20 protein-coding genes and 1 pseudogene are annotated in these 24,964 nt (G+C 59.9%); 7 read left to right on the forward strand and 14 right to left on the reverse strand.

The genetic code is table 11. The features are described 5' to 3' along the window. Positions 1-413 precede the first annotated feature (413 nt). A pseudogene (locus tag A7K61_RS32160) lies at positions 414-560 on the forward strand (fructose-1,6-bisphosphate aldolase); the annotation flags it as partial. 175 nt (positions 561-735) lie between these two features. Next, positions 736-924 carry a hypothetical protein gene (locus A7K61_RS30965; RefSeq protein WP_228391120.1) on the forward strand — a complete coding sequence of 63 codons (189 nt, stop codon included), beginning with the start codon at positions 736-738 and terminating at the stop codon, positions 922-924. A 335-nt stretch (positions 925-1,259) separates the two neighbouring features. On the opposite strand, the gene A7K61_RS32165 is transcribed toward A7K61_RS30965, so the two are convergent. The 3 genes from A7K61_RS32165 to A7K61_RS04975 form a co-directional block, all read right to left on the reverse strand. Then, on the reverse strand, positions 1,260-1,622 hold the full coding sequence (locus tag A7K61_RS32165; RefSeq protein ID WP_125970778.1) for a hypothetical protein: 363 nt from the start codon (positions 1,620-1,622) through the stop codon (positions 1,260-1,262). Positions 1,623-1,887: 265 nt separating this feature from the next. After that, entirely contained in the window at positions 1,888-2,166 is a 279-nt protein-coding gene (locus A7K61_RS04970; RefSeq protein ID WP_057710266.1) for a hypothetical protein, read from the reverse strand. Positions 2,167-2,373: 207 nt separating this feature from the next. Then, positions 2,374-3,039 (reverse strand): polysaccharide lyase family 7 protein, encoded by a 666-nt coding sequence (locus A7K61_RS04975; protein ID WP_069557079.1) that lies wholly within the window; start codon positions 3,037-3,039, stop codon positions 2,374-2,376. Between the two features lie 312 nt (positions 3,040-3,351). On the opposite strand from A7K61_RS04975, the gene A7K61_RS04980 reads away from it, so the two are divergent. From A7K61_RS04980 to A7K61_RS04990, 3 genes are read left to right on the forward strand one after another with little or no spacing between them, the layout of a single operon-like run. Then, positions 3,352-5,457 (forward strand): bifunctional diguanylate cyclase/phosphodiesterase, encoded by a 2,106-nt coding sequence (locus A7K61_RS04980; RefSeq protein ID WP_069557080.1) that lies wholly within the window; start codon positions 3,352-3,354, stop codon positions 5,455-5,457. A 42-nt stretch (positions 5,458-5,499) separates the two neighbouring features. Further along, a complete protein-coding gene (locus tag A7K61_RS04985; RefSeq protein WP_003194942.1) occupies positions 5,500-6,000 on the forward strand; it encodes a M48 family metallopeptidase in 501 nt (166 codons plus the stop codon). Positions 6,001-6,017: 17 nt separating this feature from the next. Further along, positions 6,018-6,314 carry a helix-turn-helix domain-containing protein gene (locus A7K61_RS04990; RefSeq protein WP_034133958.1) on the forward strand — a complete coding sequence of 99 codons (297 nt, stop codon included), beginning with the start codon at positions 6,018-6,020 and terminating at the stop codon, positions 6,312-6,314. Between the two features lie 97 nt (positions 6,315-6,411). Here A7K61_RS04990 and A7K61_RS04995 read toward each other — a convergent pair whose 3' ends face one another. Then, positions 6,412-6,864, reverse strand: coding sequence for a GNAT family N-acetyltransferase (locus A7K61_RS04995; protein WP_034133957.1), 453 nt, complete (start codon positions 6,862-6,864; stop codon positions 6,412-6,414). Between the two features lie 197 nt (positions 6,865-7,061). On the opposite strand from A7K61_RS04995, the gene A7K61_RS05000 reads away from it, so the two are divergent. Then, positions 7,062-7,799, forward strand: a complete 738-nt coding sequence (locus A7K61_RS05000; RefSeq protein WP_034133956.1) for an ABC transporter substrate-binding protein — start codon at positions 7,062-7,064, stop codon at positions 7,797-7,799. Between the two features lie 87 nt (positions 7,800-7,886). Here the strand turns inward: A7K61_RS05000 and yccS are convergent, their stop codons facing one another. From yccS to betI, 10 genes are all read right to left on the reverse strand, one after another. After that, positions 7,887-10,070: a YccS family putative transporter gene (yccS, locus tag A7K61_RS05005; protein WP_044271848.1), complete on the reverse strand. Its 2,184-nt coding sequence runs from the start codon at positions 10,068-10,070 to the stop codon at positions 7,887-7,889. A 206-nt stretch (positions 10,071-10,276) separates the two neighbouring features. Further along, positions 10,277-11,455, reverse strand: coding sequence for an NAD(P)/FAD-dependent oxidoreductase (locus A7K61_RS05010; protein ID WP_047712265.1), 1,179 nt, complete (start codon positions 11,453-11,455; stop codon positions 10,277-10,279). A gap of 157 nt (positions 11,456-11,612) precedes the next feature. Next, positions 11,613-12,950 carry an ATP-dependent RNA helicase DbpA gene (gene dbpA / locus A7K61_RS05015; RefSeq protein WP_232964675.1) on the reverse strand — a complete coding sequence of 446 codons (1,338 nt, stop codon included), beginning with the start codon at positions 12,948-12,950 and terminating at the stop codon, positions 11,613-11,615. A 130-nt stretch (positions 12,951-13,080) separates the two neighbouring features. Then, positions 13,081-14,508 (reverse strand): multidrug transporter subunit MdtD, encoded by a 1,428-nt coding sequence (mdtD, locus tag A7K61_RS05020; protein ID WP_032894917.1) that lies wholly within the window; start codon positions 14,506-14,508, stop codon positions 13,081-13,083. A gap of 36 nt (positions 14,509-14,544) precedes the next feature. After that, the gene (locus tag A7K61_RS05025; RefSeq protein ID WP_069557081.1) at positions 14,545-15,435 is read right to left on the reverse strand and encodes an alpha/beta fold hydrolase; all 891 of its coding nucleotides are present in this window, start codon (positions 15,433-15,435) and stop codon (positions 14,545-14,547) included. A gap of 197 nt (positions 15,436-15,632) precedes the next feature. Beyond that, complete coding sequence (locus A7K61_RS05030) at positions 15,633-16,949, reverse strand: TldD/PmbA family protein (RefSeq protein WP_069557082.1); 1,317 nt, start codon at positions 16,947-16,949, stop codon at positions 15,633-15,635. Continuing rightward, the gene (locus A7K61_RS05035) at positions 16,949-18,391 is read right to left on the reverse strand and encodes a TldD/PmbA family protein (protein WP_069557083.1); all 1,443 of its coding nucleotides are present in this window, start codon (positions 18,389-18,391) and stop codon (positions 16,949-16,951) included. Before A7K61_RS05035 ends, A7K61_RS05030 begins: the two co-directional genes overlap by 1 nt. Before the next feature lie 192 nt (positions 18,392-18,583). After that, complete coding sequence (betA, locus tag A7K61_RS05040) at positions 18,584-20,278, reverse strand: choline dehydrogenase (protein ID WP_069557084.1); 1,695 nt, start codon at positions 20,276-20,278, stop codon at positions 18,584-18,586. Between the two features lie 171 nt (positions 20,279-20,449). Further along, positions 20,450-21,922 carry a betaine-aldehyde dehydrogenase gene (gene betB / locus A7K61_RS05045; RefSeq protein ID WP_069557085.1) on the reverse strand — a complete coding sequence of 491 codons (1,473 nt, stop codon included), beginning with the start codon at positions 21,920-21,922 and terminating at the stop codon, positions 20,450-20,452. A gap of 110 nt (positions 21,923-22,032) precedes the next feature. Next, positions 22,033-22,626, reverse strand: coding sequence for a transcriptional regulator BetI (betI, locus tag A7K61_RS05050; protein ID WP_044271839.1), 594 nt, complete (start codon positions 22,624-22,626; stop codon positions 22,033-22,035). 390 nt (positions 22,627-23,016) lie between these two features. Between betI and A7K61_RS05055 the strand changes: the two genes are divergently transcribed. After that, positions 23,017-24,951, forward strand: a complete 1,935-nt coding sequence (locus tag A7K61_RS05055; protein WP_235369397.1) for a BCCT family transporter — start codon at positions 23,017-23,019, stop codon at positions 24,949-24,951. Positions 24,952-24,964: the final 13 nt, after the last annotated feature.

Genomic DNA, 24,964 nt, shown 5'->3' on the forward strand with positions numbered 1-24,964 from the left:
TTGATTGTTGAGCGTCGGTTCTATAGTTACTCGTTTCATAATATAGTTCCTCAGGGTTGTTGCCTTCGCAGATGTGCGATGCAATTAAACCGTATGAGCGCCTATTGAGATTGTCAATTTTGTTTTCTTGAGCGGTATTGTTCTCAGTCGAATTTTTGTGTATTTGTCCATGAGGTTATCGGATCGTTCTGATTGGTATTTCCTACATTTCGCTTCCCCGTTGATTTCTAAAAGCACTAATTTGTATACGAGGCCGTAATATCCTGTTGCATAAAAGCCGAAGGTTTCGTAGCCGTTGTGGGCACATGTTTTTCTTCGCGGGTGCTCAGCGCTATAAGCGTTTAGTCGAGGACGCTAGGCGCGGCGTATAGAGTGCTTACGTTGATACTGACCCGCATCTGTGATTTTCCCTTGCAACCGAGAGCTCCATGCGTGATTGCTCTATCACGGGTTATGAAGCGTTCGGTACGGGGGGCAATGCTTTGTAGATCAAGCCGATCTCGTTGGAAGCGATGTATCAGCGGTATTTGAAAGGTGAGTTGAACGCTAAGGTGAATTGAGTCTTAGTCGTTTAAAAAGAAGCCCGCAGTGATGCGGGTTTTTTATGGATGCTATTTCACTATAAGGGACATACTCAGATTAATTTAGTTAAAAGTTCGATAGAGGTGACATTTTGCTCATCACTACCCCTCCAGCTTTTGGCGAGCGACTCAGGCAACTACGCCGAGCTAAGCAGTGCAGTCAGCAGCAACTCGGGCAGAAGCACGGTGCAGCCGCAAGACCATCATCGACCTGGAAGCTGGAGAAAATGTCGCGATGTATACCGCCTTCAGAGTGATTACTGCACTAGGTATGGCGCTGGAAATGGTTGGTCGGCGTATTGATCTCAAATCGATCGCCGAACGGGTAGAGCACGATGAGTAAGATCAAAAGGCTCAACGTCGATACTTTCCAGGGCATTTGCGGCGAACTATCTAAAAAGTAGCAGCATAGATCGATAGCAAGAAAGTTGTGCTGGGGGCTGTGAAAAATTTTGGCGCAGGTACTTTTTACTTAGGGTTTTAGCAGGTAATGGTCGGCGTATTGAAATAAAGGGCCTGGGTTTTATCGGGTTGTATATATTCTGTATTTAAAGTTAAAATAGAGACTTGTTAAAAAGAAAATACCCATGTTCCAATTTGGGTATTTCCTTATGTTTGCCCAGCTATGTCTTGATTGCGTGTCATCTGAACTGCTTGCATTGATAAGGTGTAGAGTTACTATGGCTGTTTTGTAAGCGCTACGTTTATTGGTTCGCCTCCGTCCTCTGTCAGTGTGCCGTACATGTTGTTGTATGAGTGATCGTCGGCCGTAAGGTTTAGTGTTCCAGTACGTTTTGTCAAATTCCCGTTTGTACCACTTTCAGGATCCCACAAATTGTAGTTCACCCTGAAGGTGAACGAGGACTTCGTGGAGGGCGCACTTTCTCTGTGATAGCCTGCTGTTATAAAAGGATGATTTTGCATGACTCCTTCTAATTTTCCTGTGTCGTAATCAGCAAAGGTAATTCTTATCGCATATTGATTTACGCTTGCAGGAGAGAACCTATAGGTGTGTTCAAGTGCGGGTTCGTGTTTGGCCATGATAGTTATCCAAGGTGGGAGTCAGGTGCGGCTTCCGTAAAGTACCTATTTCGTCGCCGTGGAAAAAATGTTATCAAGTGATCTGATTCTAGGGACCTGTTAGATCTGACAGTTTTATATTCTTTTTTAGAATAATGGTGGTGCGATAATTTATAAGTGTGGCTTACATATCGTTTCTTCGAGCTCGAATTACATCCAGAACGCGCGAAAGTGCGGTTATTTATCGATGGGATTTGATCACGCCGTGGCGCTTATCGAACCCACGCTACTCAATCGCCCAGAACACATTACTCACATCCTGCACCAGAATGTGTCCGGTATTAGCCACGTTGTTCAGGTCGCGCTCGGCAAAATCCGGCAGGCTGGAGCACACCATCAGGTTTAGGTGTTCCAGAGCGGCGTTGAGACGTTCGCGCAGGCAGGCGTGGAGGTCGAGCAGTGGGGCTTCGCTGTCGATCAACAGTACGGGGTAGTCGGTGGCGGTTTCTGTGCAGGGGCTAAAGAGGCGATGTGGCTTGTCGCAATGGTGCTGTAGGACCCGCACAGGATCCTCAGGCCACACAGAACCTTTGTGGGAGCGGGCTTGCTCGCGAATGCGGTGTATCAGTCAATATAGATTTTGGCTGATCCTGCGCATTCGCGAGCAAGCCCGCTCCCACAGGGGGGGGGCAGTGGCTTTAAGTGATTGGATTACTCGCAAAGGATCCTTGTACTCATCGGGCATTGCCTACTTGAAATGAGGCCAATCCCCTTACTCATGATCAATATCCAACTTCGCAAACGTCACCCGCGCGCCCTCATTGGTGTCGCCCGTATTGTCCTGCACGTACACCCCCGCCTTGAAGTACAACGGCTTGTCGCCCCAGGCCGCGCCGATCCGTTCATTCCACTCGCTGTCGGCGGCATACACGCTGAGCAACCCGGCTTTGTTGAGGTTGATCACATAGGTGAAGCTTTTCTCCAGCGGCACGTTGGAGGCGACGATGATCACCCGGCTTTCGGCCTCGTCCGGGCGCATGCGCACTTTGGCGACGATGTTGCCGGTCTGGGTTTTTTCCTTGAACTGGTACTCCAGCTTGATCAGCGGCTTCTGGCTGTCGTAGGCGTGGATCTGGCCGATCACAATTTTGCCGGAGGAGGGCACCTGGTTGACCGTGAGGGTGGCGCGCAGGAAGTTGTCGGCCTCGGGGTAGGTCCAATTGCGCAGGCGGCCGTCGGCGTAGGTTTCGCGCAGTTCGCTGCGTGGGTAGATGGCGTTTTCGGTGCGCGAGCCCGTCACGGGTGTCCAGAACTGCACGTCGCTGCCTTCGGCCTGGAAGTATTGATCGTTGAAGCCGCTCAGCAGCCTTGGCGTTTCAATGGTTGTGGGTGGGGAGCCGACCGGAATGCTCAGGTTCCAGGTGGAAAGGTCGATCATGGTGTTGGCCTTTTTACAGAGGGTGTAGGCATTGGCCCAAAGGGCCTTCCAGGTTCTTTATAGGCGGTGCTGGTGAGATTGTTAAACAATTGCTGGCAATTTATTGGCGTCAGAGGAATGCCAAAAAGCCATGTTGCCCGTGAACCGCGGGCTACAGGGCCTTACCGTTAGTCGGCTTCCTGGCCTTTGGCACAATGATGGCCCCTACGTCACTTCTGCTTTTTTAGAACCACGGCTAGAGTGAGCCCTCAGTGTTTATCCGGCCTTTGTAACAAAAGTGACCGGTGTAGCTCCCTAAGGAAGAGACGTAGCATGGATGGCGCTCCACAACACGACGATGCAATTTCGGTTCTGTTGGTGGTCGATGACTACCCGGAAAACCTCGTCAGCATGCGTGCGCTGTTGCAGCGTGACGATTGGCGTGTGATCACCGCCGCGTCTGGCCTGGAGGCCCTGGAGTTACTGCTGGCCCACGACGTCGACCTGGTGTTGCTGGACGTGCGCATGCCGGGCATGGACGGCTTCGAGGTGGCACGCCTGATGCGGGGCAGCCAGCGCACGCGTATGACGCCGATTATCTTTCTGACCGCCACCGCCCATTCGCCCGATGCGGTGCTTGAAGGCTATGCCAGCGGGGCGATCGACTACCTGTTCAAGCCCTTCGACCCGCATATCCTCAAGCCCAAGGTGCAGGCGTTGCTGGAGCACCAGCGCAATCGCCGTGCCTTGCAGCGCCTGAGCCATGACCTGGAGTTGGCCCGCGCCTTTAATGCCTCGGTGCTGGATAACGCCGCCGAGGGTATTTTGGTGGTGAGCGAAACCAGCGTGATCGAGTACGCCAACCCGGCCATTTCGCGGCTGTTGAATGCGACGATGGCTGAGTTGCAGGGCGAGAGTTTCCTCAGTTTCCTGCAAAAGCCCCATGTGCCAGCCTGGTTGGGTTTCCCCATGTACGAGGCGTATCGCCGGGGCGAGACGTGGCGCCAGCACGATGCCATTTTGCGCACCGGTCGGGGTCAGCAGGTGCCGGTGGCGTTGTCCTGTGCGCCCTTGCCTGCCGAGCAGAAGGCGATGGTGGTGACGGTGCTGGACATGTCTGAGGTGCGTCACCTGCACCAGCAACTGGAATTTCAGGCCGTGACCGACCCGCTGACCGGACTGTTGAACCGGCGCGGTTTCCATCAGGCGATGGAGAACACCTTGCTGCGCAGCGAACGTAGCGAGCAGGCGCTGGTATTGCTGTACCTGGACCTGGATGGCTTCAAGCGGGTCAACGATACGCTGGGCCATGACGCCGGGGATCGCGTGTTGCGTTGGGTCTCGGAGCAAATGCAGGCGTGCCTGCGTTCCTACGACATTCTGGGGCGCATGGGCGGGGATGAATTCACCGCGTTGCTGGAGCTGGAGTTTCCCGAGCAGGCCGCGAAGATCGCGGAAAAGCTCATCGAACGGGTGTCTGTGTGCCAGCAGGTCGATGGGTTGGAGGTGATGCTGGGGGTCAGTATCGGCATCGCGACCTTCCCGGATTGCGGCTCGGACTTGGGCGGCCTGCTGCGGGCCGCGGATATTGCCATGTACGAAGCCAAGCGCGCCGGCCGTCAGCAGTATCGGTACTACGACCAGGAAATGAACGGCCGCGCCCGCTCGCGGCTGATGCTGGAAGACAGTGTGCGTACCGCCATTGCCAACAAGGATTTCACCTTGGTGTACCAGCCCCAAGTCTCCCTGGAAGACGGGCGTTTGCGCGGCGTCGAGGCGCTGTTGCGCTGGCAGCATCCCAGCGTCGGTGATGTGCCGCCGGGCCTGTTCTTGCCGCTGCTGGAAGAGGCGCGGTTGATCAACCAGTTGAGTGCCTGGATCTACCAGCAGGTCGCCGCCCAGCGCCAGGCCTGGCAAGCCACCTTCGACCCCGACCTGGTGTTGAGCGTGAGCCTGAGCAGCAGCCAGTTCAACATGCCCAACCTCGCCAACCAACTGCAGCAGATGCTGGAGCGGCATGGGTTAGAGGGGCGGCAACTGGAGGTGGAAATCGGCGAGGACTGCTTGATGAGTAATCTTGCCGAGTCTACCAAGCAACTCCAGTTACTGCGCCGGATCGGGGTGCGGATTGCCCTGGACGACTTTGGCTGCGGCCAGTGCTCCCTGGCCCATTTGCGCGACCTCAAGTTCGATACCCTCAAGCTTGACCCTCAATTGGTGGCGCGCCTGCCTGGCTCGGCGCGGGATGCGGCGATGGCGCGCAGCATCATCCAACTGTGTGAGCATTTTGGTGTGCTGGTGATCGCCGAAGGCGTGGAGACCCTTGAGCAAACACAATGGCTAAAGGCCAATGGCTGCGCGTATATCCAGGGGCCGTGGGCGGCGCTGCCGTTGATGGCCGAAGACGTTGCCGGCTGGTCGTACCCTCGCGCGCTTTGAATTCGCTACACTGGCGCCCGTCCCAATTGCGTTGCCGAGCCCATGACCGCGTTGAAATACCTCCAGGCCTACCCCGCCGCGCTCCAGGAGCAAGTGCGCCAACTGATCGCCAAGGACCAGTTGGGTGCCTATCTGGAACAGCGTTACCCCGAGCGCCATGCGGTGCAGAGCGACAAGGCCCTGTATGCGTACGCCCTGGCCTTGAAGCAGGAGCACCTGCGTAACGCGCCGTCTATCGACAAAGTGCTGTTCGACAACCGGCTGGACCTGACCCATCGTGCCTTGGGTTTGCACACCACGATTTCCCGAGTGCAGGGCGGTAATCTCAAGTCCAAGAAAGAGATCCGCATCGCTTCGCTGTTCAAGGAGGCGGCCCCGGAGTTTCTGCGCATGATCGTGGTACATGAACTGGCTCACTTCAAGGAGTCGGACCACAACAAGGCGTTCTATAAACTCTGCCAATACATGATGCCGGGCTACCATCAGGTGGAATTCGACCTGCGCGTGTACCTCACCTGGCGCGATTTGCAGGGCAAGCCCTAACCCCAAGGCGACTGACCATGGATGTGAGCAAGACCAAAAGCAGCTTCTACCGCCGCCTGTACGTGGCGTACTTGATCGACAGCCAGCTGGCCAGCAGCGTCCCGGCGCTGACCGAGGCCACCGGCATGCCTAGGCGTACCGCCCAGGATACGATTGCGGCGTTGGCCGACCTGGATATTGTGTGTGAGTTCGAGCAGGAGGATGGTGCGCGTAACCATGCCGGGCACTATCGGATTCGGAATTGGGGGGCGATTGACCGCAGGTGGATCGAGGCTAATCTGGCGTCGATCAAGCAGGTGTTGGGCTACCCCTGAGTTCAGCGGTGGCAGGGCTGACGCTATCGCGGGCAAGCCCGGCTCCCACAGTTGAATGCGTTCCAATGTGGGAGCTGGCTTGCCTGCGATGGCGCCCTCAGATGCGCCGCATGCCGATATGGGGAATATCGTCCTCCAGGTATTCCTCACCCGCCACTACAAACCCATACCGCCCGTAGTACTCCTGCAAATGCGCCTGAGCTGAGAGAAAGATCGGTGTCTCGGGCCAGATTTCTTCAATCTGCTTGAGGGCCTCTTCCATCATCGTGTGCCCCAACCCGGTGCCGCGTGCCGATGGCGCAACGATCACCCGGCCAATCACCACATCGCCGCCCTGGGACTCCGGGTCCAGCAGGCGTAGGTAAGCCACCAGTTCATTGTCGTTCCAGGCCATCAGGTGATGGGTGTCCCCCGCCAGGTCCTGCCCATCGATGTCCTGATACGCGCATTTCTGCTCGACGACGAATACCTCGCTGCGCAAACGCAGGACGGCATATAGCTGGTCCTTGCCCAGGTCGTCGTGATGTTTGCAAACCCAATCAACCGTCATGATGTGTGCTCTTATAAAGACGTGCCTGGATAGTAAGCGTGACGGGCGCCGCTGTCTAAAATTGGCAAATGTGTGAATGGCGTCAATTTGCCATCATTCAGTGCGTGCGCCGCTGGCTGCTTTGTGTAATCTGCAATGCAAGCTTATTGATGAGCTACTGTTATCAGGCCACCGCCTGCCCGCCAAGGACTTTGAGCATGCCGCGATTGACTCGTGCCGTTGCTTTGATCGCAGTGCTGTTGCTGGCCCAGCCGGTGCTGGCCCAGCGTCTGCGTCTGGTGGCGGATGGCTGGCCGCCGTTCACCGATGCCACCTTGATCAATGGCGGCCTGGCCACCGATATCGTCAGCACGGCCCTGGCCCGTGCGGGGTACGCCAGTGATTTTGAACAGGTGCCTTGGGCCCGTGCGCTCAAGGGCGTGGGGGATGGGCGCTACGATGTGCTGATCAACGCCTGGTACGACGAGGCCCGCACGCAGTTTGGCCAGTTTTCTGCTGAGTACCTGCTTAACCGTGTGCGCTTTCTCAAGCGCAGCGACGATGACATTGGTTATCAGAGCCTGGCCGAACTGCGCGACGAGACCATCGCCGTGGTGCGCGGTTACGCTTACTCGGCAGCGTTCGATCAAGACACCCAGCTACAGAAAGTACCCGTGCACAACTTTGCCATGGCGGTGCGCATGCTCGCGGCGCGGCGGGTGCGGTTGACGCTGGAAGATGAATACGTGGCGCGTTATTACCTGGCTCGGGAGTCGCCGCGGGTGCGCAATACCGTGGCGTTTGTGGGCAAGCCTTTGAGCGAGAACAGCCTGCATATTCTGGTCAGTTTGAAGAACCCCGAGCATGCGCAGATTGTCGCGGGTTTTGATCGGGAGATTGCCAGGATGAAGGCTGATGGCAGTTATGCGCGGTTGATGAAGGCGCATGGGATGTAGGGTGCTTGCGGGCCTCATCGCGGGCAAGCCCGGCTCCCACAGTTGAATGCGTTCCAATGTGGGAACTGGCTTGCCTGCGATAGCGGTCTAAGCCGCACCGGTATCTTTGATCAAATGCGCCGCCAACGTACGCAACGGCCCCAACTGCCGGCAGATCAACGCCAACTGCGTCTGTACCAACCGCTGCCCTTCGTCGATCTCATCCGGCATTTGTTCAAGCTCGGCGGCCAGCGCTTCCTCGGCATCGCTCTGGATCGCAATCGACTGTTTGTTGGCCAGGCCGGTGGCGATCTCATCAATGCTCGCCGCCAGGCTGTTGCCCGCGCCTTCGATCAAGTGCTCACGCACATCGCTCGGTAGCGAAGTATCGCGATGTGCCCCCAACCCTGACAAATAGCTGAGCAAGGTGTGAGACAGCACCAGGAAGCGGAAGCCCACGTCGGCTTCCTTACGGAAGTGCCCCGGCTCCATCAGCATATTGGCCAGGGTGGTGGACAACGCGGCGTCGGCGTTGTGCGCGTTGCGGCGGGCCAGGCGGTAAGCCAGGTCGTCGCTCTTGCCGGCGGCGTATTGCTGCATGATCTGGCGCAGGTAGATGCTGTTGCAGGTCAGGGTGTTGGCCAGCACTTTGTTCAAGCGCCGGCCTTGCCAGTCTGGCAGGAACAGGAACACCGCCAGGCCCGCGATCAGGCTGCCGAGCAACGTATCGAACAGGCGCGGCAGGAATAGCCCGTAGCCATCGCCCACCTGATTGAAGCAGAACAGCACCATCAAGGTGATGGCCGCCGTCGCCAGGGTGTAGCGGGTGGTGCGGTTGATAAAGAACACCAGGCCTGCAGCGATAGCGAACATCGACTGCACCACCGGGTTGGGGAACAGATCGAACAGCGCCCAGGCCACGGTGAGGCCGATGGCGGTGCCGATGATCCGCTGGCCGAGTTTGCGCCGGGTGGCGCCGTAGCTCGGCTGGCACACGAACAGGGTGGTGAGGATGATCCAGTAACCCTGAGACGCGTGAATGGCGTGCAGGGTGGCGTAGCCGACGGTCAACGCCAGGGACAGGCGCAGGGCGTGGCGAAACAGCAGCGAGGTGGGCGTCAGTTGGGTGCGCAGGCGCGTCCACATTTCCTTGAGGTTGCGCGGGGCGCGGTCCAGCAGGTTGCTGTCGGTGGCGTCGGCCAGGGCATCGGGGTTGCTGGCGTCGCCCAGCAGGCGGTCGAGCGTGGACAGGTTGGCCGCCAGGGCGCGCAAGGAGCGCAGCAGGCCACGCCAGGCCGGGTTGCTCTGGATGCGCAGGTGCTCCAGGGAGGCGTTCAGGTCGCCCAGGGCTTGGGCAAAACTGTCGTCATAGATGAACGGTTGGCGCAATTGGATCGACTCGGCCAGCGTCTGGCAGGCCTTGCCCTGCTGGCGCAGCAGGCGCTGGCAACGAAACAGTACGTCGCTGTGGAAGAAGGCTTCAGTGAGGGCGTTGTAGGGGTAGTGAGAGGAACTGGCGCGCTCGTGAATGTCCTGGGCCAGGAAGTAGAGCTTCAGGTAGCGACTGACCTTCGAGCCCGGACGCCCATTGCCGACGCGGTGCAGGATGATTTCCTTCGCGGCATTCAGCGCAGCGACGACTCGGCCATTTTGCTGAGCCAGTTCCAGGCGTCGCGCTTCTACGTCCAACTGACGGATGGGTTCAAACAAGGACGACTTGAGCTTGAGGTAACGCCCCAGCTCGCGGAACAGCCGTGCCAGGCTCTGCTGCACCGGCTGGTTGGAAAACAGCGCCTGCCACAGCACCGACAACGCGCCGTACCAAGCGGCACCGGCGACCAGCAACAGCGGCTCATGCCAGAAATCCGTGACGGCGCCGCCGCGCTGGTCCACGCCGATCATGGTGTAGACCGACAGAATCAAGGTGGCCGAAGCAATCGCGCCATAGCGTTCGCCCAGCGCGCCGAGCATGGTCAGGCCGAAACTGGCCAGGGCCAGGGCGATGGCAAATATCCAGGGGTAAGGGAACAGCAGCTCTACCGACAGCGCGGCGATGCTGAAACACACCAGTGTCACCGCCAGCGCATTGAGGCGGCCTTGCCAGCTGTCATCGGTCTCGGCCAGGGCGCTGGCGATAATCCCCAGGAACAGCGGGATCAGCAGCGTCATTTCATCCTGGTACCAACACAACGCCATGCTGCCGGTGAGGGCGATGAACACCCGTACGCTGTAGCTGAATTTATCCAGCGCCCACAGGCGCCGCATGGACTGCTTGAACGAGGTCGATGACATGAAGTCTGGAGTCTTCCGGGACGTTGTCGCTAAATTGAGCTATCAAGGACGCCACGGCAAGCGTGGCGATCACATCCAAGCGCAAAAAACTCAGGATCAGCACAAAACCTTGTGGGAGCTGGCTTGCCTGCGATAGCGGTGGTGAATCCAACACCGCTATCGCAGGCAAGCCAGCTCCCACAGGGGATTGCATTTCAAGGTGCAAGTCAGGCGTATTGCGCGGCCGCGTAGCCCGAGGCCCAGGCCCACTGGAAATTGAACCCGCCCAGGTGGCCGGTCACATCCAGCACTTCGCCGATAAAGTACAGGCCGGGGCTTTTCAGCGATTCCATGGTCTTGGACGACACTTCCCGCGTATCCACCCCGCCCAATGTCACCTCGGCGGTGCGATAACCCTCGGTGCCGGCCGGTACCAGTTGCCAGCTCCCCAGTTTTTGCGCGATATCGGCAATTTCAGCGTGGGTGTACTGCTTCATCGGCTTGGATTCGAACCAGCTTTGGGCCAGCAGGTTGGCCATCTTCTTGGTGAAGATCTCGCCCAGCAGGGTTTTCAACTCGCTGTTGGGGTGTTCGGCCTGTTGCTGTTGCAGCCAGGCATGGGCGTCGTGGTCGGGCAGCAGGTTGATTTCTACCGTGTCGCCGGAGTGCCAATACGAGGAAATCTGCAAAATTGCCGGCCCGCTCAGGCCGCGGTGGGTGAACAGGATGTTCTCGCGAAAACTCTGGCCGTTGCAGCTCACCAGGCAGTCGACCGAGGTGCCGGACAACTCGCCGCACAACTCCTTGAGCTGGTCGGTGATGGTGAACGGCACCAGCCCGGCGCGGGTCGGCAGCAGTTCGTGGCCGAATTGCTTGGCCACTTGGTAACCGAAACCGGTGGCGCCCAGTGTCGGGATCGACAAACCGCCCGTGGCGATCACCAGCGATTCACAGCGCAGTTCGCCCAGGGTGGTTTGCAGTTGATAGCCGCCTTCGAGCTTGGCGATGGCCTCGATGGAGGTGTCCAGGTGCAGGCTCACGCCGGTCTGGATGCACTCATCAAGCAGCATGCCGAGGATGTCGCTGGACTTGTTGTCGCAGAACAGCTGGCCGAGTTTCTTCTCGTGGTACGGCACATCGTGCTTGGCTACCAACCCGATGAAATCCCACTGGGTGTAGCGGGCCAGGGCGGATTTGCAGAAGTGCGCGTTATTGGAGAGGAAGTTGGCTGGCTCGGTGTACATGTTGGTGAAGTTGCAGCGGCCGCCACCGGACATCAGGATTTTCTTGCCGGCCTTGTTGGCGTGGTCGATCAACATCACCTTGCGCCCACGCCCGGCGGCGGTCAGCGCGCACATCAAGCCTGCGGCGCCGGCGCCAATGATCACAACTTCGGTCGAGCGCACAGCCATGTCCTCACAAAAATTCTGAATTGAAATACAGTCAAATGTGGGAGCGGGCTTGCTCGCGAATGCGGTGGTTCAGTGACAAACATGTCGACTGATACTCCGCATTCGCGAGCAAGCCCGCTCCCACAATGGATCTTCACCCATCGATAGATCTTTACAAAATACGCACGCGCAGCGAACGGCCCTTGATCTTGCCGTCATTCAAACGCTGCAGCGCCTGCTTGGCGATGCCGCGCTCCACGGCCACGAAGGCCTGGAAATCAAAGATCGCGATCTTGCCGACCTGGGCACCCGGAATGCCGGCTTCACCGGTCAATGCACCGAGAATGTCGCCTGGGCGCACCTTGTCTTTACGCCCTGCGGCGATGCACAGGGTGCTCATCTGCGGCAACAGCGGGCCACCGCTTTGCGGCTTGAGGTTGTCCAGTTGGTCCCAGTTCAGCGGCGACTTTTGCAGTTGCTCGATGGCCTGGGCGCGGTGGGCTTCGGACGGCGCCACCAGGCTGATGGCGATGCCGGTTTCGCCGGCACGGCCGGTACGGCCTACACGGTGGATGTGAATTTCCGAGTCGCGGGCCAGTTCGACGTTGATCACCATGTCCAGGGCGTCGATGTCCAGGCCACGGGCGGCAACGTCGGTGGCCACCAGCACCGAGGTGCTGCGGTTGGCAAACATCGCCAGTACCTGGTCACGGTCGCGCTGTTCCAGGTCACCATGCAGGCCAACGGCGGAGATGCCCTTGGCAGTCAGGTGGTCGACGGTTTCCTGCACTTGCTGCTTGGTAAAGCAGAACGCCACGCAGGAGGCCGGGCGGAAGTGCGCCAGCACCTTGGTCACGGCGTCCATGCGTTCTTCCGGGGAGATCTCGTAGAAGCGCTGTTCGATCTGGTCGTCGGAGTGGAACGCTTCGGCTTTCACTTGCTGAGGCGCACGCATGAACTTGGAAGCGAGCTGCTTGATGCTCACGGGGTACGTGGCCGAGAACAGCAGGGTTTGGCGGCGCGGCGGGGTCTTGCTGATGATGTCTTCGATGGCGTCGTAGAAGCCCATGTCGAGCATGCGGTCGGCTTCGTCGAGGATCAGGGTGTTCAAGCCGTCCAGCACCAGCGAGCCTTTACGCAGGTGCTGCTGGATACGGCCCGGCGTGCCGACGATAACGTGGGCGCCGTGCTCCAGGGAGGCGATCTGCGGGCCGAGGGACACGCCGCCGCACAGGGTCAGTACCTTGATGTTGTCTTCGGCACGGGCCAGGCGACGGATTTCCTTGGCCACCTGGTCGGCCAGCTCCCGGGTCGGGCACATCACCAGCGCCTGGCAGCCGAAGTAGCGCGGGTTGATCGGGTTCAACAGGCCGATGCCGAATGCAGCGGTCTTGCCGCTGCCGGTCTTGGCCTGGGCAATCAGGTCCAGCCCTTTGAGGATCACCGGCAAGCTTTGCGCCTGGATCTGCGTCATCTCGACGTAACCCAGCGAGTCGAGGTTAGCCAGCATGGCGGCGGACAGGGGCAAAGTATTAAAAGCGGTGGCGATGGTAGTCACGGGACTGGCTCTGCAAAACAAAATGTCGCGCAGTGTACCAGTCTCGTGGGATTTTCCTCGCAAGTTCTCGACGAGACGCCCGTTAGTGCTCGATATCGTGCTCGCGGCTGACCACGCGTTTGCCGTCCTTGGGCGACAGTTGCAGGAAGATCGCCGCCGCCAGCATCGCCATGATGCCCACGGTGAGGAAGGTCAGTTGAAAGGCGCCCAGCACCGTATTGACCCCGTCATTGCCGGCTTCGGCGGTAAAGCCGCCGAGCAATGCACCGGCACAAGCCACGCCCAGGCTCAGGGACAACTGCGCCACCACCGACAGCAAGCTGTTGCCGCTGCTGGCCTGGGCGTCGTCGAGGTCGATCAGGGTGACGGTGTTCATCGCGGTAAATTGCAGGGAGTTGATGGCCCCCAGTACTGCCAGCATGCCTAACAGTAACGGGTAGGGCGTTTGTTCGCTGACCAGGCCCATGCTCGCCAGCATCAGGCCCAGGGCCAGGGTGTTGCCGGTCAGGACGATGCGGTAGCCGAGGCGCTCGATAAGCGGGCGCGCGATGGATTTGGCGAACATTGCCGCCGCCGCCAGCGGCAGCATGCTCATGCCGGCTTCTGACGGCGAATAGCCCAGCGCCACTTGTAACAGCAGCGGCACCAGGAACGGCAGTGCGCCGCTGCCCAGGCGCGCAAACAGGTTGCCGAGGATCCCCACGGCAAAGGTGCGCGTCTTGAACAGCACCGGCGAGAACAGCGGGTTGTCGATGTGCCCGGCGCGCAGCCAGTACGCCGCCAGGCAGGCAAGCCCGCCGAACAACAGCAACATCACCCGCAGGTGCGGCAGGTGCAGTTCGCCCAGGCCCTCCATGGCGATGGTGATCAGCACCATCGCCGCGCCGAACAGCAGAAAGCCCAGGCCGTCGAAGCGCGTGCGCTCGCTGCCGCGCAGGTCGGGGATGAATTTCCACACGGCATAGCAGCCGATCATGCCCACCGGCAGGTTGATCAGGAAGATCCAGTGCCAGGTCAGGTATTGCACCATCCAGCCGCCCATCGTCGGGCCAAGCAAGGGGCCGAGCAGGCCGGGAATGGTGATGAAGCCCATGATCCGCACCAGCTCGGAGCGCGGATAAGCCCGCAGCACCACCAGCCGCCCGACCGGCAGCATCAGCGCGCCGCCCAGGCCCTGGACCACCCGTGCCCCCACCAGCATGCTCAAGCTACTGGACAGCGCACACAGCAACGACCCGATGCTGAACAGCATGATCGCGCCAAAGAAAATCTTCTTGGTGCCAAAGCGGTCGGCGATCCAGCCCGAGGCGGGAATCAGCAAGGCCACGGTGAGCATGTAGGCGATCACCACCCCTTGCATGCGCAGCGGGTTTTCCGCGAGGTCCTGGGCCATCGCCGGCAGCGCGGTGTTGAGAATCGTCCCGTCCAGCGACTGCATGAAGAAGGCAATCGCTACCACCCAGGGGAGCCAGCGGGCGGTCTTGGCATCGAGAGGGGCACGATTCGGCATGGGATCCCTTTTTATTAGCAGGCTATGTGTTGGCGATTATGCGCCATCCGTCGCCCCTTTTCCCACTGGCGGTTCGTCTATAGCTGACAAGCTCGCATGCTCGCCCACCAGGAAGTCCAGCAAGGCCCGATGCACTGCCAGCGCGGCTTCGCGGGACTCCAGGTCCAGCAGATGGCCGGTGTGTTCGGCCACGGCAAAGCTGCTGCGGCCTACATAGTGTTTAAACAGCTGGGCCTCGTCGGCCGGGGTGTATTCGTCCAGCGCGCCGTTGAGAAAGTGCACCGGTGTTTCAATCTGCTTGAGCGCCGGCAAGTAGTTGCCATCGCCCAAGCCCAGCACCTGATGAATATGAAAGCGCGCCTGGCGGTACTCGGTGGTGGCCATGGTCGACAGGTGCCGATGGTTATTGCGTTTGAGGCGCGGCGACAGGTATTTGCCCACCGTTTCGTTGAGCAGATGGCCGACCGCCGACTTGTCATCAGCCTCGATCAGCACACGCACGCGCTCGACATATTCCAGCATCGCCTGGTTGAGGTTGGGCGCCAGGGCCATCACCACCGAGCTTTCGATGGAGGGCGGGTTGTGCGCCAGGGTCAACAGCGTGGAGATGCCGCCCCATGATGCCGAGACCAGATGATTGACTTTGAAACGCGCCACCAAGGCCCGCAGGATTTGCACTTCGTCGTCCTTGGTGACCAGGTCGAGTTCGGTGTTGTGCTCGCGCGACAAACCAGAGAAGGGCAAGTCGAACAGCAGCACATTGAAGTGCTCGGCCAAGCATTTGCTGGTACGGGCAAAGGAGCGCGTGGTGGATAGCGCGCCGTTAACCATCAGTACGGTTTTTCTGTGCGGGTCGTTACCCAGTTGCTCTACGTGAACGTTGTAGTGCTTGTACAACTTCTCAATGACAAAACTTCCATGGTTCATCTCAAGACTCCAGCTTGCCTTTCCCAGGCAAGGTTATGCTCTCGTGGGCAGGGGTGGCGGGATAGACGTTTCTTTGCAGTGCAGGTTATTGCTCTGTAGGAGCGAGCTTGCTCGCAAAAAACGTCAACGATAACGCAGTGCTGATAGCCAGCCGGCGGTGTCTGTAAGTTCTTCGCGAGCAAGCTCGCTCCTACGGTTTATAAGGTCAGCGTCAGGCGCTTTACCAAAGCGCCTGGCAACAGGTTGGAAGCGGTGTTGCGCTGGTCATAGGTACTGGCCGACAACAGCAGCTCCCGATCAGCAGTCAGCGCTTCCAATTGCGAACCGAGCAACTGATAGACACTGTCATCAAAGCGCATGGTGCTGACCGGCGCCTGGATCTCGCCGTTTTCAACCCAGAAGGTCGCAAAGCGCGTCATGCCGGTCAGACGCGCTGCCGGCAGGTCGGAGTAGTTCAGGTACCACAGGTTGCTGATATACAGCCCGGTGCCCAACTGCTTGAGAATATCGGTCTGGGCCAGGTTGCCGGCCGCCATTTGCAAGGCGCTGGGCGACTCGTCGCTGCTGGCGCCGTTGGTGTTCAAGCCGTATTCGGCGGCGCTGCGCGAGTTGATCAACTGGCCCTCGGCCTGGCCTGCATTGATCAGGGTGACATCCTCGCGCGGGTAGCCTTCAGTGGAAAACGCCTGGCTCAGGGAGCCGCTGATCTGCTCATCCACCGTCACCAGCGGGCTCAGTGACTGATCACCCGCGTACAGGCGTTGCAACGAACTGCCTTTGCTGGCGATGGCCTGGGCCGAAAAACCACCCCAGGTGATGATGCTGATGATTTCTTCCAGCGCTGCCGGCGCCAGGTAGGCGCGGTATTGGCCGGGCGCCAGGTTGTGCAGCGGGCGATCGAGAAACGCCAGTTGCTCCCGGGCCTGTTGGAAACGGGCGGCGAATTCGGCGCTGTTCCAGGTATGCCCGGCGTAGCTGGCTTTGACCGCTTCGCCATTGGCGTGGAACAGGCTGAAGTCGAAATTGAAGCTGTTAGCCCGGTGCCAGCCGAACGCGCCCGTTGAGCTGGCGAAACCACGGCTGATGGGGCCTGCGGCGTAGAAACCGACCAGGTCCACACCGTCGGCGGCTTGGCTGATATCGTCCAGCACCTGGGCCAGTTCCGGCAGCGGGCGCAGCTGTTCGTTATGGTTGTGCCAGGCGTCGGGGTTCAACAGCAGGTACGGGTCAGGCGGTAACAGCGGCAAGGTTTCGCGCAGTTGTTGCAGGCCATTCGCCAGGCGTTGGCGATCCAGCTCCGCTTCGCCCGACAGGGTGATACCCAGGTCGGCGTGGCGCCCATCGTTGATCAATTTGAGGTTCAGGCTGGCCTGCTGTACCTGGCCGGCCTGGCGCACCTGTGCGTGGTTGAAGCGCACGAACTCGGACGCTTCATCCGCGTAGCCGAGTTGAAAGTGTTCCTTGTCGGTGATGGCTTGCTGGAGCCAGTCCACCAGTGCCTTGAAGTGGTTCATCAGGCATCTCCCCCAAATACATCGACATTGCTGAATACACAGGCCGGCGACGCATGGCCGACGCGGATCACCTGGTTGGGTTCGCCCTTGCCGCAGTTCGGCGTGCCCAACACCTTGAAGGTGCTGGCATCGCCCACCGCGCTGAGCTTGCGCCAGAACTGCGCGGAAATCGCCCGGTAGTTGGGGTTCTTCACCACGCCCTTGAGTTCGCCGTTTTCGATCAACTGGCCCCACTCGCAGCCGAACTGGAACTTGTTGCGCGCATCGTCGATGGACCACGAACGGTTGGTCGACATCAGGATGCCGTTCTCTATGCCGCCCACCAATTGCGCGAGGCTTTTATCGCCGGGCTCGATATTCAGGTTGGCCATGCGGTCGATGGGCGCACGGTTCCAGCCGCAGGCGCGGCTGTTGGCAACGCCTGGCAGGTTGGCGCGAAACTGCGACAAGGCCCCGCCCAAGGGCTTGAGCAGCAGGCCCTCGCGAATCAGAAATTGCTTGCTGGCAGGCGTGCCGTCGTCGTCATGGCCGTAGCTGGCAAGCTGTTCGGGGATGTCCGGGTCGAAGGTCACGTTGAGCAACGGTGAGCCATATTGCAGATGGCCGAAGTCGCTGGCCTTCACAAAGCTGGTGCCGGCGTAATTGCGCTCGTCACCGAGGATGCGGTCCAGCTCCAGCGGGTGGCCGATGGATTCGTGGATCTGCAGGATCATCTGGTCGGGCATCAGCAGCAGGTCACGCGGGCCGTGGGGCGTATTCGGTGCGAGCAGCAACTGCAGGGCTTCGTCGGCCACTTTGCGGGCGGCGCCCACCAGGCCGAAGCGCTGGATCACGCCGGCACTGCCTTGCTGGCCGAAGTTGGTGCCGCCCAGGGTGCGGGTCTGGCTGTCGTTGCCGTCGAAGGCGGTGACGCTCAAACCGGGGAACACGAAACGCTGGGCCTGACGCAATTGCGCGCCGGCGCTGTTGAGGTAGATCTGTTCGACCCGCGTGGTGCCCAGGCTGACTTCCCAACTCACCAGGCGCTCATCCTTGGGCACGGCGGCGGACTCATCGCCGAGCAATTGGTAGCAGTCGCTCAGGGAAGGGAAGGGCTGGTCGAGGTCGGGCGACAGGTAGTCGGCGACGTCGCTGGACACTGCTTGCTGGTGCAGGTCGAGCAGGGCGTGGGGCTTGATCAACCGGGCTTGCTGTTCAGCACGCTCAAGGGCGGCTTGCAGGCCGGCAAGGGAAATATCGTTGGTCGCGGCGTAGGCTTCCACGCCGTTGAGACGCACGGTAAGCATGGCGCCTTCGTCATGGCCCAGGTGAGGCGGTTCGGCGACGTTCTTGCGCACCGACAGGTACTGGCCGGATTCGCGAACGTAGCGCAGGGAGAAAAATTCGGCGGTGGTGCGCAGGGCACCGAAGTGTTTCTTGAGCGTGGCGTGGTGTTCGAACATGGGGCCTTCCTTGTGGGCGGCTCGGCGCGGGCAGGCCAACAGAGTAGGCCTGGGCGGGGAGCTGATCAAGGGAGGTTTTGTTGTGTCTGGTCGGGCCTCATCGCGGGCAAGCCCGCTCCCACATTTTGAGTTGTGAACCCATTCAACTGTGGGAGCTGGCTTGCCTGCGATGCAGGCACCGCGGTGTATCAGTTACTGCGCAATCTCACGCAACGGCTTGCCACGCACCGGCGCATCGCCTGCCACGTAGTAGTCGGCGGTGCTGCGCGGCAGCGGCTGGCGGCCACGGATCTTGTCGGCGATTTTCTCGGCGATCATGATCGTCGGCGCGTTGAGGTTGCCGGTGGTGATGATCGGCATGATCGAGGCATCGACCACACGCAGGCCCTGCATGCCATGCACGCGGCCTTCACCATCGACTACGGCCATCTCGTCGGTGCCCATCTTGCACGAGCAGGACGGGTGGAACGCGGTCTCGGCGTGCTCGCGGATGAACTTGTCCAACTGCTCATCGGTTTGCACGTCGATGCCCGGGCTGATTTCGCGGCCACGGTATGGGTCCAGTGCCGGCTGCTGCATGATTTCACGGGTCAGGCGGATGCCATCGCGGAACTCCTGCCAGTCCTGCTCGGTGGCCATGTAGTTGAAGAGGATGCTCGGGTAGTCCCGTGGGTTTTTCGACTTCAGCTGGATACGGCCACGGCTTGGCGAACGCATGGAGCCCATGTGCGCCTGGAAACCATGCTCTTTCACACCGTTGCTGCCGTTGTAGTTAATGGCTACCGGCAGGAAGTGGTACTGGATGTTCGGCCACTCGAATTCTTCACGGGTACGGATAAACCCGCCCGCTTCGAACTGGTTGCTGGCGCCGATGCCGGTGCCGTTGAACAGCCATTCGGCACCAATCGCCGGCTGGTTGTACCAGAGCAGCGAAGGGTACAGCGACACGGGCTGGGTGCAGGCGTATTGCAGGTACAGCTCAAGGTGGTCCTGCAGGTTTTCACCCACGCCCGGCAGGTCGTGGACCACCGGGATGTCGAGGCTTTCCAGCAATTTGGCCGGGCCGACGCCGGAGCGTTGCAGCAGTTGCGGCGAAGCGATTGCGCCGCTGCACACCAATACTTCTTTACGCGCACGGGCTTCAACGCGCTCTTCGGCCGCGCCGATCAGGTAACGCACGCCCACTGCACGCTTGCCTTCGAACAGTACTTTGTCGGTGAGGGCATGGGTGACGATGGTCAGGGTCGAACGCTTTTTAGCCGTGTCCAGGTAACCGCGTGCGGTGCTGGCGCGACGGCCGTTCGGCGTGACGGTACGGTCCATCGGGCCGAAGCCTTCTTGCTGGTAGCCGTTCAAGTCTTCGGTACGTGGGTAACCGGCCTGTACGCCCGCTTCAACCATGGCGTGGAACAGCGGGTTGTTGCCCGCTTTCGGCGTGGTCACGCTGACCGGGCCGTCGCCACCGTGCCAATCGTTGGGGCCGATGTCGCGGGTTTCGGCTTTGCGGAAATACGGCAGGCAGTCCAGGTAGGTCCAGTCTTCCAGGCCCGGCAGCTTCGACCAGTTGTCGTAGTCCATGGCGTTGCCACGGATGTAGCACATGCCGTTGATCAGGGAAGAGCCACCCAGGCCCTTGCCGCGACCGCATTCCATCCGGCGGCCGTCCATGTGGGGCTCTGGATCGGTTTCGTAGGCCCAGTTGTAGCGGCGGCCCTGCAGCGGGAAGGCCAGGGCGGCTGGCATCTGGGTACGGAAGTCGAGGCGGTAGTCCGGGCCACCGGCTTCCAGCAACAGGACGGTGACGCCTTCGTCTTCGGTCAGACGGGTCGCCAGGGTGTTACCGGCGGAGCCGGCACCCACAATAATGTAATCGTATTCTTGGGACATGAATGTACCCTCTTTGAAGTATGGTCAGGTCTGGCGAGTGCTTCGCACTCGATCGCTGGCAAGCCAGCTCCCACATTTGATCGGGTTCACACAGAGCAAATGTGGGCGCCGGGCTTGTCGAGTCGTCGCACCGCCGCGATGGCCTCACGGGCAATACAAGACTCGCTGGTGTTAGAACACCGAGGCGTAATCGCCCAATTCAACCTGTACCGATTTGATGCGGGTGAAGTTGTTCAGCGAGCTGATGCCGTTCTCACGGCCCACACCCGACTGCTTGTAGCCACCGACCGGCATTTTCGCGTCGGACTCGCCCCAAGCGTTGATCCAGCAGATACCGGCTTCCAGTTGATGAATCACGCGGTGGGCGCGGTTCAGGTCGCGGGTGACCAGGCCAGCGGCCAGGCCGAAGTCGGTGTCGTTGGCGCGACGGATCACTTCTTCTTCGGTTTCATAGGTGAGGATGCTCATCACCGGGCCAAAGATTTCTTCACGCACGATCACCATGTCGTCGGTGCAGTCGGTGAACACGGTCGGGGCCACGAAGGCGCCTTTGGCGAAGTCGCCGTCAGTCAGACGATCGCCGCCGCACAACAGGCGGGCGCCTTGTTCTTTACCTTTGGCGATGTAGCCCAGCACGCTTTCCATGTGGGCGAAGCTGACCATCGGGCCGAAGTTGGTGTTTTCGTCTTCCGGGTTGCCGATGCGAATACGCGCAACACGCTCAACGATCTTGGCTTCGAACGCGGCTTGCAGGTGCTTGGGCACGAACACGCGGGTGCCGTTGGTGCAGACCTGACCGGAGCTGTAGAAGTTGGCCATCATGGCGGTATCGGCGGCGCGGTCGAGGTCGGCGTCGTCGAAAATGATCAGCGGGGACTTGCCGCCCAGTTCCATGGTCACGTCTTTGAGCGAGGAGCTCGACGCGCTGGCCATGACTTTCTTGCCGGTGTCGGTGCCGCCGGTGAAGGAGACTTTTTCGATGCGCGGGTGCTCGGTCAGCCAGGTGCCGACTTCACGGCCGCTGCCGGTCAGTACGTTGAACACGCCCGCTGGAACGCCAGCCTCGGTGTAGATCTCGGCCAGTTTCAGGGTGGTCAGCGAGGTGACTTCGCTTGGCTTGAAGATCATCGCGTTACCGGCAGCCAGGGCTGGTGCGGATTTCCACAGGGCGATCTGGATCGGGTAGTTCCACGCGCCGATACCGGCAACCACGCCCAGCGGCTCGCGGCGGGTGTAGACAAACGAGGTGTCGCGCAGGGGGATCTGCTCGCCTTCGATGGCGGGCACCAGGCCAGCGTAGTATTCCAGCACGTCAGCACCGGTGACGATGTCGACGTACTTGGTTTCAGAGAAGGCTTTACCGGTGTCCAGGGTTTCCAGGGCGGCCAGTTCATCGTTGCGCTCGCGCAGGATGTCCACGGCACGACGCAGGATGCGCGAACGCTCCATGGCGGTCATGGCGGCCCAGATTTTCTGGCCTTTTTCAGCGCTGACCACGGCACGTTCAACGTCATCGAAGGTGGCGCGTTGCACTTGGGCGAGAACTTCACCGTTAGCCGGGTTGATGGCTTCGAAGGTGGCATCGCTGCCAGCGTCGCTGTAGCCGCCGTCAATGTAGAGTTTTTGCAGGTCGAAACGGGCCATAAAGTCCTCGCAAGTGCATAAGTGGTTGGCGTTAACCGCCGAACAGTGGGCCATAAGGGTGTGGCAACACTGAGCGGCAGCAGTTCAGGGGTTGAGCGGTTATGTGTGCTCTAACTCACCTGCTTGGCCAATTGGAAATCCATGTATTCGTAAGCGATCCGTTGCGCCTGCGCCGTGTCGAAAGCGTCTCCCGACAGGGCGCCGCGCAACCACAAACCGTCGATCAGAGCCGCCAGACCTCGGGCTGCTTTGCGTGCGTGCGGCAGCGGCAGCACTCGGCGGAACTGGCAGCACAGGTTGGAATACAGACGTTGATCGTTGATCCGCTGCAACCTGTGCAATGACGGGTGGTGCATGCTGGTGGCCCAGAAGGCCAGCCAGGTTTTCATTGCCGGGCCGTTGACCTGGCTGGCGTCGAAGTTGCCTTCGATGATCACCTGAAGGTGCGCCCGTGGGCTGTCATCCTTCAAGGCACGCCTGCGTTCTTGCACGTTCTCGATCAGCGCATTCATCAGGTAGCGCATCGTCGCTGCGATCAGGCCGTTCTTGTCCTGAAAGTAGTGGCTGATGATGCCGTTCGAGACGCCGGCCAGACGGGCGATCAACGCAATGCTGGCATCTCCCATCCCGACCCGATCGATGGCCGTCAATGTGGCTTCGATCAACTGCTGGCGGCGTATGGGTTGCATACCGACCTTGGGCATGTAGCACCTCTCCTTAGGCCTGCCGATGGGCGATCCACGTCCGTCGGCTTGAGGGCCAGTCTATTTTGTTTTGATTGAACGTTCAATCAACAAAGAATAAGATCTGCGACAAATGGTCGCTGCCTACAGATGTTTCCTACCTGCGAGCTGCAACCTTCGACACCTGCAAAAACCCTTGAAACAGGCCACTTCAGAGCCTGATCACCGCCTTGGCGGGCTCAAGAATTTTCGGGGTGTCTTTATAACACCCGTCCGTCGACTGCCGAAAAATCGATGTCCCGGGATAACCGTTGCCTTGTGTTTCTCTTTCGCACTGCCTGGAGCATCTGCGCCATGAGTTCTGCCTCTCTTATAAAGACCCCACCGGAAAAGGTCCGGGTCAACGGTTGGGTGTTCTACACCTCCACCGCGCTGATTTTATTGTTGACCGCCATTCTGATCGTCGCCCCGCAGGAGGCCGGGCGCCTGCTCGGCGTAGCACAGGCCTGGCTGTCGAAAAGCTTTGGCTGGTACTACATGGTGGTCATCGCCGCCTACCTGGTGTTTGTGGTCGGCCTGGCGTTTTCGTCCTATGGGAAACTTAAGCTGGGTGCGAAGGACGATACCCCAGACTTCAGCTACGGCGCCTGGGCCGGCATGTTGTTCTCGTCGGGTATCGGCATCTCGCTGTTGTATTTCGGTGCGTCCGAGCCGTTGGACCACTACTTCAACCCGCCCGAAGGCGCTGCCGCCAGCAATGGCGCGGCACGCCAGGCGCTGCAACTGACCTTCCTGCACTGGGGCCTGCACGGCTGGGCGATCTATGCGCTGGTGGGCCTGGCCGTGGCGTACTTTGCTTATCGTCACAACCAGCCGCTGGCCTTGCGTTCGGCGCTGTACCCGCTGGTGGGCGAGCGTTGGGTGAAGGGCGCGGCCGGCCATGCGGTAGACGGTTTCGGCATGTTCGTGACCCTGCTGGGCCTGGTGACCAACCTGGGGATCGGCTCGATGCAAGTGTCGTCGGGGCTGGAAAACCTGTTCGGCATGGAGCACAGCAATACCAATTTGCTGATCGTGATCATCGTGATGAGCACCGTGGCGACCATTGCCGCCGTGTCGGGTGTGGAAAACGGTATTCGCCGCCTCTCCAACCTCAACATCGTGCTGTTCAGCGGTTTGCTGATCTTTGTGCTGTTGTTCGGCCCTACCTTGCACCTGCTCAATGGCCTGGTGCAGAACACCGGTGATTACCTCAACGGTATCGTGCTCAAAACCTTCGACCTGTATGTGTACGAAGGCGACGGTGCCAAGACCGAACGCTGGATGGGCCTGTGGACCCTGTTTTACTGGGCCTGGTGGATTTCCTGGGCGCCATTTGTAGGCATGTTCATCGCGCGTATTTCCCGTGGGCGTACCGTGCGTGAACTGGTGGCTGGCGTATTGCTGATCCCGCTGGGCTTTACCCTGGCGTGGCTGTCGATCTTCGGCAACTCGGCCCTGGACCTGGTGCTGAACCACGGGGCGGTGGAGTTGGGCAAGACGGCGCTGGAGCAACCGTCCATGGCCATCTACCAACTGCTTGAGCATTACCCGGCGTCGAAAGTGGTGATCGGCGTGTCGATCTTCGTGGGCTTCGTGCTGTTCCTGACGCCTGCGGATTCCGGCGCGGTGATGATGGCCAACCTTTCCTGCAAAGGCGGTAATGTGGATGAAGATGCGCCGCACTGGTTGCGTATCTTCTGGTCGGCGGTGATCACCCTGGTGACCATCGGCCTGCTGTTTGCCGGTAACTTCGAAGCCATGCAAACCATGGTGGTGTTGGCGGGGCTGCCGTTCTCGGTGGTGCTGGTGTTCTTTATGTTCGGTTTGCACAAGGCCATGCGCCAAGACGTGGCCATCGAACAGGAGCAGGCGCAATTGGCTGAACGCGGGCGTCGTGGTTTCAGCGAGCGTTTGACTGCCCTGGACCTGCAACCGAGCCAGGCCACCGTGCAGCGCTTTATGGACAAGCACGTAACGCCGGCGTTGGAAGAAGCCGCGAGTGCGTTGCGTGATCAGGGCCTGGAAGTGCAGACCTTGCTGGGCAAATCCAAGCGCTGCATCGGCGTGCGAATCGAGATGGACGAAGGCAACCCGTTTGTCTACGAAGTGAGCCTGGATGGCTACTCGGCAGCACCCGCTGACCTGCCTGAAGAAGAGCGCACTCGTTACTACCGTGCTGAGGTGTACCTGCACAACGGGCCTCAGGAGTATGACCTGATGGGCTTCACCCAAGAGCAGATCACCCGGGATGTGCTCGATCAGTTTGAAAGCCATCGGCAGCTCCTTGGCCGGGTCTATAGCTGATAGTTGAGCTGGC

Source organism: Pseudomonas sp. AP42 (assembly GCF_001728935.1).
GTDB classification, from domain to species: Bacteria; Pseudomonadota; Gammaproteobacteria; order Pseudomonadales; family Pseudomonadaceae; genus Aquipseudomonas; species Aquipseudomonas lactis.